This window comes from Cupriavidus sp. UYPR2.512 (assembly GCF_000379565.1).
Classification (GTDB): Bacteria; Pseudomonadota; Gammaproteobacteria; order Burkholderiales; family Burkholderiaceae; genus Cupriavidus.
Genome location: NZ_KB903151.1, coordinates 152,176 through 168,353, shown reverse-complemented (window position 1 = coordinate 168,353; position 16,178 = coordinate 152,176). Strand labels below are relative to the sequence as shown.

11 protein-coding genes are annotated in these 16,178 nt (G+C 70.0%); 6 read left to right on the top strand and 5 right to left on the bottom strand.

Annotated features, from left to right (window positions below; all coding sequences use genetic code 11):
* The first annotated feature begins 101 nt into the window (after positions 1–101).
* On the top strand, positions 102–275 hold the full coding sequence (locus A3A5_RS44170) for a hypothetical protein (RefSeq protein WP_010809048.1): 174 nt from the start codon (positions 102–104) through the stop codon (positions 273–275).
* A gap of 66 nt (positions 276–341) precedes the next feature.
* Here the strand turns inward: A3A5_RS44170 and A3A5_RS0125270 are convergent, their stop codons facing one another.
* From A3A5_RS0125270 to hrcA, 3 genes are all read right to left on the bottom strand, one after another.
* Positions 342–737, bottom strand: coding sequence for an RNA-binding S4 domain-containing protein (locus tag A3A5_RS0125270; RefSeq protein WP_018313269.1), 396 nt, complete (start codon positions 735–737; stop codon positions 342–344).
* On the bottom strand, positions 734–1,849 hold the full coding sequence (gene hemH, locus A3A5_RS0125265) for a ferrochelatase (RefSeq protein ID WP_018313268.1): 1,116 nt from the start codon (positions 1,847–1,849) through the stop codon (positions 734–736). Before hemH ends, A3A5_RS0125270 begins: the two co-directional genes overlap by 4 nt.
* Before the next feature lie 106 nt (positions 1,850–1,955).
* Complete coding sequence (gene hrcA / locus A3A5_RS0125260; RefSeq protein ID WP_018313267.1) at positions 1,956–2,990, bottom strand: heat-inducible transcriptional repressor HrcA; 1,035 nt, start codon at positions 2,988–2,990, stop codon at positions 1,956–1,958.
* Between the two features lie 102 nt (positions 2,991–3,092).
* Between hrcA and A3A5_RS0125255 the strand changes: the two genes are divergently transcribed.
* The 4 genes from A3A5_RS0125255 (at position 3,093) to mprA (ending at position 8,050) form a co-directional block, all read left to right on the top strand.
* The gene (locus tag A3A5_RS0125255; RefSeq protein ID WP_018313266.1) at positions 3,093–4,010 is read left to right on the top strand and encodes an NAD kinase; all 918 of its coding nucleotides are present in this window, start codon (positions 3,093–3,095) and stop codon (positions 4,008–4,010) included.
* A gap of 64 nt (positions 4,011–4,074) precedes the next feature.
* Complete coding sequence (gene recN, locus A3A5_RS0125250; protein WP_018313265.1) at positions 4,075–5,829, top strand: DNA repair protein RecN; 1,755 nt, start codon at positions 4,075–4,077, stop codon at positions 5,827–5,829.
* Between the two features lie 49 nt (positions 5,830–5,878).
* Positions 5,879–6,328, top strand: a complete 450-nt coding sequence (locus A3A5_RS0125245; RefSeq protein ID WP_026201110.1) for a hypothetical protein — start codon at positions 5,879–5,881, stop codon at positions 6,326–6,328.
* Between the two features lie 108 nt (positions 6,329–6,436).
* The gene (gene mprA / locus A3A5_RS0125240; protein WP_018313263.1) at positions 6,437–8,050 is read left to right on the top strand and encodes an MprA protease, GlyGly-CTERM protein-sorting domain-containing form; all 1,614 of its coding nucleotides are present in this window, start codon (positions 6,437–6,439) and stop codon (positions 8,048–8,050) included.
* 19 nt (positions 8,051–8,069) lie between these two features.
* On the opposite strand, the gene rrtA is transcribed toward mprA, so the two are convergent.
* Together rrtA and glnE are read right to left on the bottom strand one after the other, a co-directional pair.
* Positions 8,070–8,708, bottom strand: a complete 639-nt coding sequence (gene rrtA / locus A3A5_RS0125235; RefSeq protein ID WP_018313262.1) for a rhombosortase — start codon at positions 8,706–8,708, stop codon at positions 8,070–8,072.
* Positions 8,698–11,691, bottom strand: a complete 2,994-nt coding sequence (gene glnE, locus A3A5_RS0125230) for a bifunctional [glutamate--ammonia ligase]-adenylyl-L-tyrosine phosphorylase/[glutamate--ammonia-ligase] adenylyltransferase (protein WP_018313261.1) — start codon at positions 11,689–11,691, stop codon at positions 8,698–8,700. The genes rrtA and glnE overlap by 11 nt, the downstream gene beginning before the upstream one ends.
* Positions 11,692–11,886: 195 nt before the next feature.
* Here glnE and A3A5_RS0125225 point away from each other — a divergent pair, with 195 nt between their 5' ends.
* Positions 11,887–16,167: a YhdP family protein gene (locus A3A5_RS0125225; RefSeq protein WP_232431452.1), complete on the top strand. Its 4,281-nt coding sequence runs from the start codon at positions 11,887–11,889 to the stop codon at positions 16,165–16,167.
* Positions 16,168–16,178 lie beyond the last annotated feature (11 nt).

Here is a 16,178-nt window from a genome sequence, read left to right as displayed (position 1 = left end):
TGCTGCATTGCACTCACTAAGATTCTCAGTAAGAAAAATGACAAAAATGTCGGGGGTCCCTGGAGATGGTTCAACTTTGTGCCTCTTCCGAAAGGTTGGCCATGCATAAGCTGCCAGTCGTGACGCTCTGCCTTGTGGCCGCATTGGCGGTCATGACCGTCTTTATTTGCCTTTCCGGCGCGTTCACCCCGCGCGATACGGAGTATGGCAGCGGCAAGGCGGTGTTCAAGCATTACATCGTCCCTATCGTCAGCCAGGAAGTCACGCAGGAATAAGCGCAACCTGGCTCTGATCCACTGCGCGGCGGCGCCGGAGCTTCCCGGTGCCGCCGCGTTGTCATTTCAGCGCTTCAGGTGGTCGATGCGGCGCCGGTCCCGCTTGGTCGGGCGCCCCTGGATCTGCGCGGACGGCTCCGGCTGCAGGCGCCGGCGCTCGGCATCGGCCAGCCGGCGGGACTGGCTTTCCGCACTTTCCTCGTACAGCGTCTGTGCCACCGGCGCCGGCCCGCGTGCCGGGGCAATGCCTTTCACCACCAGTTCCCAGCGCTGCTGGTGCGCTTCCAGCACCACCATGTCGCCGGGCTTCACCTCGCGCGAGTTCTTGCACGGCTGGCCGTTGACGGTCACCTTGCTGCGCTCCACCGCTTCGGCCGCCAGCGAGCGCGTCTTGAAAAAGCGCGCGCACCACAGCCATTTGTCGATGCGCTGGCGCGCATCCGGCTCAAAGTCGACGTTCATGCCGCCGCTCCCCGGGTCTGGGCGCGCGTGCGCCGTGCTTCCAGTTCGTGCGCATGCGGGGTGGCCAGCGGCCAGCCCTGCAGGTGCTGCAGCGCAATCTCGGCCATGGCCGCGACCCAGGGATCGCCATCATTCAGGCACGGGATGAAGTGGAAATCCTTGCCGCCCGCGACCTTGAACTCGGTCTGCCCTTCCATGGCGATTTCTTCCAGCGTCTCGATGCAGTCGGCCGGAAAGCCCGGGCAGAAGACATCGACCCGGCCCGCACCGACCTTGCCCAGCTCGGCCAGCGTCGGCGCGGTGTACGGCTGCAGCCATTCCGCCTTGCCAAAACGAGACTGGAACGTCACCTGATACTGGCCCGGCTGCAGGCCCAGCGCCTCGCCCAGCAGCCGGCCGGTCTTCAGGCATTCGCAGTGATAGGGGTCGCCCAGCTCCAGCGTGCGCCGCGGCACGCCGTGGAACGACAGGATCAGCTTGTCGCCGCGCGCAAAGTCCGGCATGCCGTGCCGCGCCCAATAGGCGCCGACTTGCTGGTGCAGCGCCGAGATATAGGCCGGGTGATCATGGAAATGCTTGACCAGCCGCAGCTCGGGCTGGTTGCGCCACTGGCCCAGCACCCGGAACACTTCGTCGAAAGCCGTGGCCGTGGTGGTGCCCGAGTACTGCGGATACATCGGCAGCACCAGCACCTGCTCGCAGCCCTGCCGGCGCAGCGCCTCCAGCACCGAGGCAATCGACGGGTTGCCGTAGCGCATTGCGCACGCGACCGTCACTTCATGGCCGTGCTGGTTCAGCAGCCGCTGCAGCGCATGGGCCTGGCGCTCGCTGTAGACCAGCAGCGGCGAGCCCGTCATATGGGCCTCGCGCAGCCAGATCGATTCGTACTTCAGCGCCGAGGCGCGCGAACGCAGCGGCAGGATCACCCCATGCAGCAGCGGCAGCCAGGCCGCGCGCGGGATCTCGACCACGCGCGGGTCGGACAGGAATTCCTTCAGGTAGCGCCCCACCGCCTTGGGCGTGGGAGCGTCCGGGGTGCCCAGGTTGACCAGCAGGATCGCCGTGCGCGGCGCCTGGCCGTGCAGGTAGGCCGGTTCGGGAGAAAACGTCATGTCGCTTCCGGGTTGGCACGGTGCCGGAATGGCGCCGGTGCGGCGCGCCGGCGATTGCCGCGCTCGGTAGGAATGGAGCCGCTTGTCAGACCAGCCAGTCTTTCCACTAGTTCTGGCTCAGGGCGCTGGACAGCAAGCGCGCGGTGATGTCGACGATGGGGATCACGCGCTCATACGCCATGCGCGTGGGGCCGATCACGCCGAGCGTGCCGACGATCTGCCCGTCGACTTCATACGGGGCAGTGATGACCGCCATGTCTTCGATCGGCACCAGCCGGCTTTCGCCGCCGATAAAGATCTGCACGCCCTGCGCATGGCTGGACACGTCCAGCAGCTGCAGCAGGCTGGTCTTGTGCTCGAACACGTCGAAGAGACGCCGCAGCTTGTCCATGCTGGAAGCCAGGTCGTCCACTTCCAGCAGCTTGCGCTCGCCGCTGATAAAGACGTGGTCGTCGTCCTCATCCTCGGCGACGCTGCCGGCCTCGACCGCGGCCTGCATCAGCTGCGACATGTCGCGGCGCAGGTCCTGCAGTTCCACCCGCAGGTGGCCGCGCACCGTGTCGAAGCTCATGCCGGCATAGTGCGAGTTGAAGAAGTTGGCCGCCTCGATCAGCTGGGCCGGCGTGTACGACAGCTCGGTCTGGATAATGCGGTTCTGCACATCGCCCTCGGGGCTGACGATGATCAGCAGGATGCGCTTGTCCGACAGCCGCATGAATTCGATCTGCCGGAACGCCTGCGCGCGGCGCGGCGTCATCACCACGCCGGCAAAGTGCGACAGGTTGGACAGCGTGCGCGCCGCCGCCGTGATCATGCGCTGCGGCCCCAGTTGCTGGCCGCCGAGCTGGTCCTGGATCTGGCCGGTCAGCTCGGCCAGGTCGGCGTTGCGCTCCAGCGGCTTGGCCGTCAGCATCGAATCGACGAACAGCCGGTAGCCGCGCGGGGTCGGGATACGGCCGGCCGAGGTGTGCGGGCTGGCAATAAAGCCCATTTCCTCCAGATCGGACATCACATTGCGAATGGTCGCAGGCGACAGGTCCAGCCCCGAGTACTTCGACAGGGTGCGGGAACCGACCGGCTGCCCTTCGGCAATATAGCGCTCGATCAGAGTCTTGAGCAGCGTTTTGGAGCGTTCATCCATGATGTTCCGATTTTACGCAAGTTTTGGACCTTCTGGCGGCCGGCCTGGGCCGCCCGCCCGCGCCTGCTGACAACCGTCATGGCGGTATGGTCTAATCCCGGCATGTCCGTCCCCCCGAAAGCCAGCGCCGTGCGCACTTCGTTCAAGACCGTCGCCCTGGTGGGCCGGTACTCCACTGCCGGCATCGAAGGGCCGCTGGAGGAGATCGCCTCTTATATCCTGCGCAACGGGCAGGACGTGGTGTTCGAGCGCGACACCGCGCTGGCCACCGGGCTGACCGCCTACCCTGCCCTGTCCGCCGAGGAGATCGGCCGGCATGCCGACGTGGCCGTGGTGCTGGGCGGCGACGGCACGCTGCTGGGCATCGCCCGCCAGCTGGCCGGCTATGACGTGCCATTGATCGGCGTCAACCACGGGCGGCTGGGCTTCATGACCGACATCGCGCTGGAAGATGTGCACACCGTGCTGCCCGACATGCTCGACGGCCGGTATGAGGCCGAGAACCGCCTGCTGCTGGAATCGCGCGTGGTGCGCGACGACATGGACATCTTCTCCGCGCTGGCCCTGAACGACGTGGTGGTGAACCGCTCGGGCATCTCCGGCATGGTCGAGCTGGCGGTGTCGGTGGACGGCCACTTCATGTACAACCAGCGGTCGGACGGCCTGATCGTGTCGACCACCACCGGGTCCACCGCCTACGCGCTGTCCGCCGGCGGCCCGATCCTGCATCCGACGCTGTCCGGCGTGGTGCTGGTGCCGATCGCCCCGCACGCGCTGTCCAACCGCCCGATCGTGCTGCCGCACGACGCCGAGGTCATCATCGAGGTGGCCAGCGCGCGCGACGCCAGCGTCAACTTCGACATGCAGTCGCTGACCTCGCTGCTGCCGGGCGACCGCATCGTGGTGCGGCGCTCCGAAAAGACCATCAACCTGCTGCACCCGGTCGGCTACAACTACTACGCCACGCTGCGCAAGAAGCTGCACTGGCACGAGTATCCTTCCGAAGACAATCGCCTCTGAGCCAATCAAGCCGCCCCTTGAGCCTGATCCCGAACCCATCGGACCGACTACCTTCCACGCCACGATGCTGCGCAGCCTGTCCATCCGCGATTTCGTCATCGTCGATACGCTCGACCTGGACTTCACCACTGGCTTCACCGTCTTCACCGGCGAGACCGGCGCCGGCAAATCCATCCTGATCGATGCCCTGGCGCTGGTGCTGGGCGAACGCGCCGATGCCGGCGTGGTGCGCGAAGGCGCCCCGCGCGCCAGCGTCAGCGCCACCTTCTCGACCCACCCGGCACTGGATGCCTGGCTGGCCGAGCGCGAGCTCAACAGTGAAGCGGAAGACGGCGTGGCTACCGTGCTGTTGCGCCGCACCGTCGATGCCGGCGGCCGCAGCAAGGCCTTTATCAACGGCGCCGCCGCCACCCTGGCACAACTGCGCGAAGTCGGCGACCAGCTGGTCGACATCCACGGCCAGCACGCGCACCAGCTGCTACTGCGCCCCGATGCGCAGCGGCTGCTGTTCGACGCCCACGCCGGCCTCACGCAGCAGGCCGGCGCCGTGGCCGAGGCCTGGCGCGCCTGGCGTGCCTGCGTGCGCCAGCGCGAGGCGGTGGAACACCAGTCGCGCGAGATGCAGCTCGAGCGCGAACGGCTGGAATGGCAGGTCGGCGAACTGGACAAGCTCAACCCGCAGCCGGGCGAATGGGAAGAGATCCAGTCCGAGTACAACCGGCTGTCTCATGCCGCCGGCCTGATCGACGGCAGCCGCGCCGCGCTGGAGGCACTGTCCGAGGCCGACGGCTCGGTGCTGTCGGCGCTGAATACCATCGTGCACAAGCTGCAGCAGCTGGCCGATGTCGATCCCGCGCTGCGCGACGTGCTGGCCGCGCTCGAGCCCGCGCAGATGCAGGCCGAGGAGGCCGCGCATTCGCTCACGCGCTATGTCGACCGGCTCGAACTCGATCCCGAGCGGCTGCAGGCGGTGGACGAACGCATGCAGGCGCTGCACGCCACCGCGCGCAAGTACCGCCTGCCGCCCGAGCAGCTGCCCGACGAGCTGGTGGCACGCCGCCAGCAGCTGGACGACCTGCAGGCCGCACAGGACCTGAACAAGGTGATGGCGCGCGAGGCCGCGGCCAAGGCCGCCTACCTGACCCTGGCGCAGCATCTGAGCCACGCCCGCAAGCATGCCGCGCAGGCGCTGTCCGCCGCGGTCACCGACGCCATGCAGGGCCTGTCGATGGCCGGCGGCAGCTTTGTCGCCGCACTCAATGCGCTCGACGAAGGCCAGAGCCATGGACTGGAGCAGGTCGAATTCCTGGTCGCCGGCCATGCCGGCGTAAGCCCGCGGCCGCTGGCCCGGGTGGCGTCGGGCGGCGAACTGGCGCGCATCAGCCTGGCGATCTCGGTGATCACCAGCGAAGCCTCGCCCACGCCCACGCTGATCTTCGACGAGGTCGATACCGGCATCGGCGGCGCGGTGGCCGAAGTGGTCGGCCGGCGCCTGCAAGAGCTCGGCCGCGCACGCCAGGTGCTGTGCGTGACGCACCTGCCGCAAGTGGCGGCACAGGCCGGCACCCACCTGCTGGTCAGCAAGGAAACCACCGACGCAGGCGACGGTTCGGTCACGCGCTCGCGCATCCGGGTGCTGGATCCCGCCGGACGCGTGGTCGAGACCGCCCGCATGCTGGGCGGCGCCACCGTCACCGCCACCACACTGCAACATGCGGAAGAAATGCTGGCGCAAGGCATGTCCGGCGGCCAGGGCAGCCAGCCCGCACGCGGCGCGGGCGGCAAGGATGGCCGGCGCAACCGCCGCGCCGCCGGTTGATGCCCCGCCCAGCACGTGCGCCAATCCATACACTGACAGGAGCTTCACCATGACCCGCCAAGCGCAAGCCGGCCTCCGGCAACGCCCGCGCGCATCGCTGCGCGCCGTGCTGGCCATCGCCACCGCCGCATCGGCCGCACTGCTGGCGCTGTCCGCCTGCCAGGCCCAGCCCAAGTCCTCGGCCCCGCCGCCGGGCAGCATCAGCGATGACCGCGCCCTTGGCGACATCATGGTGCGCTTCAAGCCGCCCGCGGTGACCCTGTCGGAGGATGCCGGCAAGCTGCTGGCCGGGATCAAGGGCCCGATCCGCTACGTGGTCAAGCGCCCGATGTCCGGCGGCGTCTGGCTGGTCACAGCGATCTCGCCGTCGGCGGAGGCCACCATCGACCAGGCGGTCGAGACCCTGCGCGCCGCGCCCCGCATCGAGACCGCCGAGCCGGACCGCGTGCTCAAGCCCAACCGCAACGCTCCCACCAGCCGCGACATGCCGCAGAGCTGAGCCCGAATGCAGGACGGGTTCTAAGCATTCAGTGCCCTTGCGCAACTGAGCTGGATCGTATTCGCTACATAACAAGCCACCCCGCGCGCTACGCCCCAGGAGGTATACATGCCGCAACCCGCGCAGTCCGACTTCCGTAGCAGCCCCGTGACCCGCCGCTGGCGGGCTATCGTCTTCGCCGCCGCCGCTGTGTGCGGCGCGATACCGGCTAGCGCGGCACTGGCTGCCGGCGCCCATGCCGCACCCGCCTACACCGGCCAGATCATCGTGCGCTGGCGCGATGGCGCCGATGGCAACAGCAAGACGCCTGCGGCCGCGGCGGATGCGCTCAAGCAGCTGAGCGAGCGCACCGGCATTGCCGTCACGGCGCGCCGCGCCATGGGCGGCAACCTGCAGCTGCTGCAAGTGCCCGACGCACTGGCAGCCGACCCGGAAGCCGCGGCGGCCCGGCTGCGCCAGGACCCGCGCGTGGCCGACGCCGTGCCCGACCGCTGGCTGCGGCTGCATGACACCCTGCCCAACGATCCCGAGTTCATCTCGCGCCAGCCTTACCTGATGGGTACCGGCACGGCGGTGGGCGGCGTCAACCTGCCGCGCGCGTGGGACCGCACCCGCGGCAGCAGTGGCGTGGTGATCGCTGTGGTGGACACCGGCATCCTGCCGCACCCTGACCTGGCCGCGCGCGTGTTGCCGGGCTACGACTTCATCAGCAGCAGCACGATTTCCAATGACGGCGATGGCCGCGACGCCGATGCCACCGATGCCGGCGACAACCTCGAGGCCGGCTTTACCTGCCCCGGCAGTTCCACGCCCACGCAGACGGCGACCAACAACAGCTGGCATGGCACGCGCGTGGCGAGCGTGCTCGGCGCGCAGACCAACAACGCGCAGGACATCGCGGGCGTCGACTGGAACGCGCGCATCCTGCCCGTGCGCGTATCGGGCCGCTGCGGCGCGCTGCTGTCCGATACCGTCGATGGCATGCGCTGGGCCGGCGGCTTGTCAGTACCCAACGCGCCGGCCAATCCGACGCCGGCGCGCGTGGTCAATATCAGCCTCGGCGGCGGCACCTGCAGCAGCATTGAGCAACAGGCCGTCAACGACCTGAACGCGCGCGGCGTAGTGGTGGTGGCCGCCGCCGGCAACGAGCGCGGCGCGGTGGAAGCGCCGGGCGACTGCAGCGGCGTGATCGCGGTCACGGCGCATGCCAACGACGGCGAAAATGCCAGCTATGCCAACGTCGGACCGCAGGTCGCGATCAGCGCGCCGGGCGGCGGGTGCGGCAACTCGCAAATAGTCAATGGGCAGTGCACGACCACGCCGTCGGTCATTCGCACCTTGAACAACAATGGCAAGACTGGCCTTGGCACCTATGTCGTGACGGACTCCGCGGGCACCAGCTTCGCTGCACCTATGGTCTCGGGCGTGGTGTCGATGATGTTCGCGGTCAATGGTTCGCTGACGCCTGCCCAGGTCACTGCGGCGCTGAAGACCTCTGCACGCCCGCATCCGTCCGGCACCTATTGCACCACCAATCCGGGCGTCTGCGGCGCCGGCCTGCTCGATGCCGACGGCGCACTGGTGGCCGCGGCGGGCACGCCACCGGCGCAGGCTGCGCCGGCACCGGACTCGGGCGGCGGCGGCGGCGCCGTTCCACCCTGGACCGCGATGCTGCTGGCGCTGTCCGGCCTGCTGGCCTTCGCGCTGCGGCGCCGCATGTAAACCCGGCGCCCGCTCCGGCTCAGGCGTCGTCGCCGCGGGCCGGGCGCCGCGCCAGCCACCACTCCTGCAAGACCCAGCACAGCAGGCCGGCCACGGCGCCGGCCGCGTGCGCAATGCGCACCACGCCAAATCCCCAGGCCGGATCGAACACCACCGGCGCCAGCCACGACTGTTCCACCCAGACCTTGGCCAGCACGCCCAGGCACAGCAGCACGCCGGTGGCGCGCGCCAGGCCCGATGCCCGCAACAGCCCGAGCGCGCCCCACAAGGCCAGCCCGTGCAAGGCGCCTGAGAGCCCGCCATACCATGCAATCGCCGGCACGCGCAGCAGCACCACCTGCACGGCGATGCCGCAGGCAACCAGCACCAGCAGCATGGTGCGCGCCCGCGCCACGCGCGCGGCGATGGCCAGCACGCCGGCGGCCGCCAGCGCGTCGGCCAGCCAGTGGTGTCCGTCCAGGTGCACCCACATGGCGGTGGCCAGGCGCCACCACTGGCCGTCCAGCCGCACCGCATCGCGCAGGTAGAGGCCGTGCGCGTGCCACCACGGCATGAAGGTGAACCAGGCCGACAGCGCCCACACCAGCGCGGTCGCCGCCAGCAGCCCCGGCCAAGATGCCCCGGCGGGTGCCGGCGGAACTGCCGCGTCAGGCTTCACCGAACACGGCCAGCCACAGCGCGCGCACCTGTCCGGTCTGCTGCGCCACCGACGCGGGCGCGACGCGCGCGTGCGCCTGCCCGTCGAGCCGCAGCTGGTGCTGGCGCGCGCGGAACAGCCGGTAGGCGTCGCCCACCGCCAGCGCCAGCGTGGCGTCAATCAGGCCCAGCTCGCCAGCCTCGCGCAGCAGCGCGATATTGCCGGCATTGCGGGTCAGCTGCGGATGCGCCCGGCTGTGCAGCAGCACCAGGTACTGCACCGTGAACTCGATATCGACCATGCCGCCGCGGTCGTGCTTCAGGTCGAACAGGTCGGTCGGGTTGGGATGGCCCTCGGCAACCTTGCGGCGCATCTGCACGATCTCGTCGCGCAGCGCGGCGGCATCGCGGTCCTGGCACAGCACCTCGCCGCGCAGCGCCTCGAAGCGGTCGCCGATGGCGGCGTCGCCGGCGCAGAAGCGTGCGCGCGTCAGCGCCTGGTGTTCCCACACCCAGGCGGTGTTGTCGCCTTCGCGCAGCTGGTAGCGGCGGAACGCCTCGAAACTGGTCACCAGCAGGCCGGCCGCGCCGTTGGGGCGCAGCCGCGTGTCGACGTCGAACAGCGCACCGGCGGCGGTATGACTGGTCAGCCAGGTGATCAGCCGGCGCGCATAGGCGGCGTAGACGTCGGGCGCACGCTCATGGTCATCGTCGTACAGGAAGATGATGTCCAGGTCCGAGGCATAGCCCAGTTCCTTGCCGCCCAGCCGGCCGTACGCGATCACCGCGAAGCGCGGCGTGTCGCGGTGGCGCGTGGCCAGCTGGCGCCAGACGGTTTCCAGCGTGGCCTTGAGCATGGCATCGGCCAGGTCGGACAGGCGGTCGGCCACCTGCTCCACCGTCAGCATGCCCTGCAGGTCCTGCAGCAGCACGCGGAAGGTCTCGACATGATGCTCGCGCCGCAGGATATCCATCTGCTGCTCGACCTGGCCTTCGGCGGCCAGCAGCCGTTCATGCAGGCGCTTGCGGAAGGCGGCCCAGTCGGGCGCGCCGGCCAGCGCATCGCTGTCGAGCAGTTCGTCCAGCAGCTGCGGGTGCCGCGTCAGGTAGGCCGCGGCCCAGCGCGAGGCATGCAGCGTCTGCGCGACGCGGTCCATCGCCTGTGGATACTCGGACAGCAACGACAGGTAGGAGGCGCGGCGGCTGATCGCCTCGAGGAAGTCGATAAAGCGCGCGATGGTGCTGTCGGCGTCTTCCTGGCGCGCGGCCAGGTCAAGCGCGCGGTTCACCAGCTGGTCGAAGCGCGCGCGGCTGGACTCTGACAGCGCGCGGTAGCGCAGCGACGAGGCGATCGCGCGCAGCCGGTCCAGCAGCCCGGCGCAGTCGGTGAAGCCGGCGGCCTGCAAGCGTCGGCAGGGGGCGACGTCATCGTCGCAGGCCGCGTCGTCCTGCTTCTGTTCCGGGTTGTCCTGCGCTTGCGCGGCGTTATCGTCGAACACAATGCCCGGCCACAGCGCTTCGCACGGGGCGGCATCGGGATCCGAGAAGGTGGCTTCGAACTGCTGCGCCACCGGCTCCTGCAGCGCCGCCAGGCGTGCCAGCAGTTCCTGCCAGTCGGCGCAACCCATCATTTGCGCCACCGCCAGCTGTTCGTCAGCCGAGGTCGGCAAGTGGTGGGTCTGGGCGTCGTCGCGGTATTGCAGCCGGTGCTCCAGCTGGCGCAGGAAGCGGTAGGCATCGCCCAGCTGTTCAGCCTGGCCGGCGGGCAGCAGGCCACGCTCGACCGCCACCGCCAGCACCTCCAGCGTCGGGCGCACGCGCAGCACCGGGTCCTGGCCGCCGCGGATCAGCTGGAACACCTGCGCCATGAATTCGATCTCGCGGATGCCGCCGCGGCCCAGCTTGATATTGAACGAACGCTGGTTGATGCCGTGCCCCGCCAGCCCGCCGCTGCGCTTGGCGGCCTCGCTGCGGATCTGCGCGTGCAGCGAGCGGATCGCCGCGATCACGCCGTAGTCCAGGTAGCGGCGGAACACGAAGGGCGTGGTCAGCCGCGACAGCAGGCTGGCGGTGCGCTGCGCGTGCGGCGTATCGAGCGCCGACACCACGCGGCCCTTGATCCAGGCATAGCGCTCCCACTCGCGCCCCTGCACCACCAGGTATTCCTCCAGCATGCCCAGGCTGCACGCGAGCGGGCCGGCATCGCCGTTGGGGCGCAGCCGCATGTCGACACGGAACACATAGCCATCGGCGGTCACCTCGGCCAGCAGGTTGATCAGCCGGCGTCCCAGCCTGATGAAGTACTCGTGGTTGGACAGGCTGCGCGAGCCGCCATGGGTCTCGCCGTCCTCGTCATAGAGGAAGATCAGGTCGATGTCGGACGAGACATTGAGCTCGCGCCCGCCCAGCTTGCCCATGCCCACCACCACCAGCTCCTGCACCTCGCCGCTTTGGGCGCCGAGCGGGCGGCCGAAGGTGGCGGCCAGGTCGTCGCCCAGCATCGCCAGGCCATGCTGGATCGCCAGTTCGGCCAGGTCGGTCATGGCGCCGGTGACCTCGCCCAGCGTGGCCAGGCCGCGCAAATCGCGCTCGATCACCGCGCACATCACTTCGGCGCGCAGACGGCGCAGGGTGCGCCTGGCGGATTCCTCGGCATCCGCCGAGGGCTCATGCAACGCCTGCAGCCGCGCCTGCATCCAGGCGCGCGTCAGCGGCTGGGCGGCCGCGGCAGCCAGGACGGCCGGCAACTCCGGCCGGGCCTGCAGCACGCGGCGCGCGTAATGCGAATACGCAGCCGAGTACAATACGTGGCCGCCTGCTTGGCCAACCCCGTCAGCCGGCTGCAGCCCCTGCGCCGCGGTGATGGCAAAGGCGCCGGCAGCCATGGTGCCGGGGCCCTGCCCCGGCTGCGGATCCGCCGGACTGGCCGGATCCGGTGTGGCGCGCGCGCCATGTTGGTCAGCAGCGTCGCCAGCGGCGGAACTCGTCGGTTCAGAGGCAGTCATTCCAGTATTTGAAATGCGAGAAAAAGTGCGCCGGTGGTTCGCCCCGCGGCTCACCCGATGCTCGCGTCTTGTTGTCCGCGCAGCGGGCGCGCCATCGTCGCTATTGTCGCTTTGGGTGCGCGCAGCTTGCGCGTTCTTGTTTAAGCGGCCGGGCACCAGATTGGAGAGCGGCTAGTATTGTCGGATAATCTGCGCATGTCCAGCCGCGCCCCACAACCCGCTGATGGTTCCCCTCCCAATGGCGGCGCGGGCGGGCAGGAGGCCGCCTCCACCCTGGCCCCGCCACACCCCGTGAATCCCCCGGCCAACGATGCCGCCAGCGCCCGGCGCAACGATTCCGTCCGCGCGCGCGCTGGCGCGTTCCTGCGCGCCGGCGCGCGCGGCGTGGCGGCAGCCGTGCGCCATCCGTTCTGGCGCGGGCTGGGCCGCGCGCTGGTGCGGCTGGCGCTGGTGCTGGCCGCGCTGGCGCTGGTGGCGGGCCTGCTGATTCGCTTCGTGCTGTGGCCGCAGGCATCCACCGCGCGCCAGTGGCTGGAAGAACGCGCCTCGGTGGCGCTGTCGGCCAAGGTCAGCATCGGCGCGCTCGATACCTACTGGGACGGCTGGCACCCGGCCTTCCGCGCCCGCGGCCTGCGCGCCGTGGACCCTGAACAGCGCGTGCTGCTTGCGGCCGGCACGCTCGACGGCAAGCTGGCGTGGCGCTCGCTGTTCAGCATGAACCTGCAGTTCGTCAGCCTGGGCGCGACCAGCACCGACATCCTGGTGCGGCGCACGCCCGAGGGCCGGCTGCTGGTGGGCGGCATGGTGGTGGACGCGACCGGTGGCCAGCAGGACGACGACCGCTTCCTGGGCTGGCTGATGTCGCAGGGGCGCGTGGCGCTGTCCGACGGCAAGCTGCGCTGGCTGGACGAGAAGGCGCGCCTGCCGCAGCTCGATATCGGCGAGATCCGCCTCGATACCCGCCGCGACGGCGCGCGCCATACGCTGATGCTGGAAGCGCGCTCGCCGGCGCTGGGACCGAACCCGCTGGTGGTGCAGTCCACCTTCCGCAACGACTACCTGCACAGTGCCGGCAACTGGCGCTACTGGACCGGGCAGGCCAGCTGGGACCTCGGCCAGCTGCAGCTGCCGGTGCTGCAGCGCTACCTGGCGATGTTCGAGCGCGTCGCCAGCGGCACCTTCAGCACCGACGGCAGCATTGAATTCCGCCAGGGCCGCATCGTGCGCAGCCAGACGCGGCTGCGCGCCAGCGGCGTCGACCTGCAGCTGGCCGGCGCCTCCGCCCCGCTGCGCCTGGCCAATGCGCAGGCCTTCCTGCTGCACCGGACCGAGCGTGACGGCAGTAACCTGCTGACCGTCGACACGCTCCTCTGGCAACCCCAGCCCGCCAGCGACGACGAAGGCACGCCCGCCGACAGCACCTGGCGCGAAGGCATGCGCAAGGTCACCCTCGGCTGGGCCACCGGCAATGACGGCAACCTGCGCAAGTTCTCGCTGAAGGCGCCCACGCTGGACCTGAACACGGTGCGCGCGGCGGCCAGCTCGATGCCGCTCGACACCGCGGTGCTGCGCCGGCTGCGCGCGCTGCAGCCGGCGGGCCACATCGACAACCTCAACGTGACCTGGAGCCGCGAGCGCGCCGGCATGCTCGGGCGCGGCGGCGGCAAGCCGCACTACAGCGTGCAGGGCACGCTGCGCGACGTCTCGGTCAACGGCCAGCCGGCGGTGCCGGCGCTGGACGCGAGCGGTCACGCGCGGCTGGGCACGCCCGGCTTCTCGCGCCTGTCCGGCACCTTCTCCTTCGACGACCAGCAAGGCAATGCCCGCTTCGAAGGCAATGGCGCGGCACTGGTGCTGCCTGGCCTCTTCGGGGAGCCGCGGCTGCCGTTCGACCAGATCGGCGGCGAAGTGCGCTGGACCCATGCCGGCGGCAAGCTCGCGGTCACGCTGGACGGCGTGCGCTTTGCCAATGCCGATGCGGCCGGCTCGGTGCGCGGCACCTGGCGCGCAGGCGGCGACGGTGTATCCGGCATCGCCGACCTGACCGGTGAGATGACCCGCGCCCAGGTGGCGCGCGTGCCGCGTTACCTGCCGCTGAGCATTCCGGCCGGCACCCGGCACTACCTGGCCGGTGCGCTGGCGGGCGGCGAAGCTGCCGGCGTGAGCTTCGTGCTGCGCGGCGACCTGGCGCATTTCCCGTTCCATGCCCCGCACGAGAAGGCCGGCGAGTTCCGTGTCGAGGTGCCGATCGAACATGTCAGCTACCAGATCGCCCCGCACGAAACCGCAAGCGGCACCACCACCGGCGTGCAGGCGTGGCCTACGTTCACCGATATTGCCGGGCGGGTCGTGTTCGACCGCGGCGGCATGACGTTCCTGGCGAGCCGGGCCACGGTCCACGACATCCCCGGCGTCACGCTGCAGGACGTCAAGGGCCGCATCGACGACCTTGGCCCACGCGGCAAGCTGGTGATCGACGGCGGCGCCAGCGGACCGGTGCAGGGCTTCCTGCGCTACATCAACGCTTCGCCGGTGCGCGAATGGACCGGGCACGTGGCCGATGCGGCGCAGGCCCACGGCAACGGCGAGCTCAGGCTCAAGCTCGACATGCCGCTGGAACACGCCAATGCCGCCAAGGTGGACGGCCGCTTCCGCTTCCCCGGCAACGATGTCGTGCTCAGCCCGCAACTGCCGCAACTGGGCAATGCCAACGGCGCCATCACGTTCAATGAGCACGGTTTCGGGCTGGAGAACATGCGGGCCCGCTTCCTCGGTGGCGAGACCCGGCTCGGCGGCGGCACCCAGCCGGACGGCGCCACGCACGTCACCGCCAGCGGCAGCGTCTCGGCCGCGGGGCTGCGCGAGGCTGCCGCGGGCTCGGCGCTGGCGCCGGTGGCCGCGCGGCTCGAAGGCAGCACCAGCTACAGCGCCGTGATCGCCACGCGCGAGCGCCAGCTGCAGGTGCAGCTGAACTCCGAACTGAATGGCATGGCGATCGGCCTGCCCGCGCCCCTGGCCAAGGCCGCGGCGCAAGACCTGGCGCTGCGCGTGGACCTGCGCCCGGCCAGCGCCCCGGGCCGCGCCGGCGCCAACGAGCTGGTGGTGCAGCTGGGCCATGCGCTGAACGCGCGCTACCTGCTGCGCCGCGACCAGGGCGGCGGCATCGACGTGCTCGCCGGCGGCATCGGCGTGCAGCAGGCAGCACCGCTGCCCGCGGCCGGCGTCAGCGCCGCGGCCACCTTCGACCAGCTCGATATCGATGCGTGGCGGGCGGCCTTCGGCGGCAGTGCCGGCACCGCGGGCCCCGCCGAGGCGCCCTCTCCCTTCCTTCCTGGCCGCATTGCGCTGCGCGCGCGCGCGCTGCACGCCATGGGCCGCACGCTGGATGAGGTGGTGCTCGACGCCAACCGCGAGCCCGGTGGCTGGAACGCGAAGATCGACTCGCGCCAGGTGGCCGGCGCGGTGCAATGGCGTCCGGCCGGGCCCTCGGCCACCGGGTCGCTGCAACTGCGCCTGGCGCGCCTGAACGTGCCCGATGCCAGCGACGAGCACAACGTGGTGGACGCGCTCGCCAGCAGCATCGACGAGCTGCCCGCGATCGACCTGGTGGCCGACCAGTTCATGCTGCGCGGGCATGACTTCGGCAAGCTTGAAGTCAAGGCCCGTACCGGCACCAGTGCTGCCGACCCGGTCTGGACCCTGGACAAGCTGCAGATCGAGCAGCCCGGCGCCACCCTGACCGGCAGCGGCAGCTGGCGCGTGCCGCGCCGGCTGCGCGCCGACGCCAATGCCGAGCGCCGCACCCTGTTGTCCTTCACCATCGACGTGCGCGATGCCGGCGCCACGCTGGACCGCCTGGGGCTGGCACACACGCTGAGCGACGGCAAGGGCAAGCTCGAAGGCCGCGTGGCCTGGCGCGGTTCGCCGCTTTCGATCGACTACCCGACGCTGTCGGGCAAGCTGTCGCTGGACCTGGAGAATGGCCAGATCCTGAGCGTGGAGCCCGGCGCGGCGCGGCTGCTGGGCGTGCTCAGCCTGCAGGGGCTGCTGCGCTTTGCCACGCTGGACTTCCGCACCCTGTCGGGGCGCGGGCTAGTGTTCGACCGCATTGCCGGCACCGGCACGATCGAGAGTGGCGTCGGCACGATCCAGGATTTCGAGCTCAGGAGCCCGCAGATCATGGCCAGCATGAGCGGCACCGCCAACCTGCTGCGCGAGACCCAGGACCTGCGTGTGGAGGTGGTGCCGCGTATCAACGCCACCTCCACCTCGATCGCGGCCGCCTTTATCAACCCGGTGCTGGGCATCGGCACGCTGGCCGCGCAACTGCTGTTTGCCGACGAGTTCTCCAAGGTGTTCACCCAGCACTACCGCATCACCGGCAGCTGGGCCAACCCGCAGATCGGCAAACTGGAGGACAATAAGGCGCAAGCCCCGACCTTCCAGAACCGCGCGGACCCCGCCCTCCCGCGCTGAGGAAAACAACG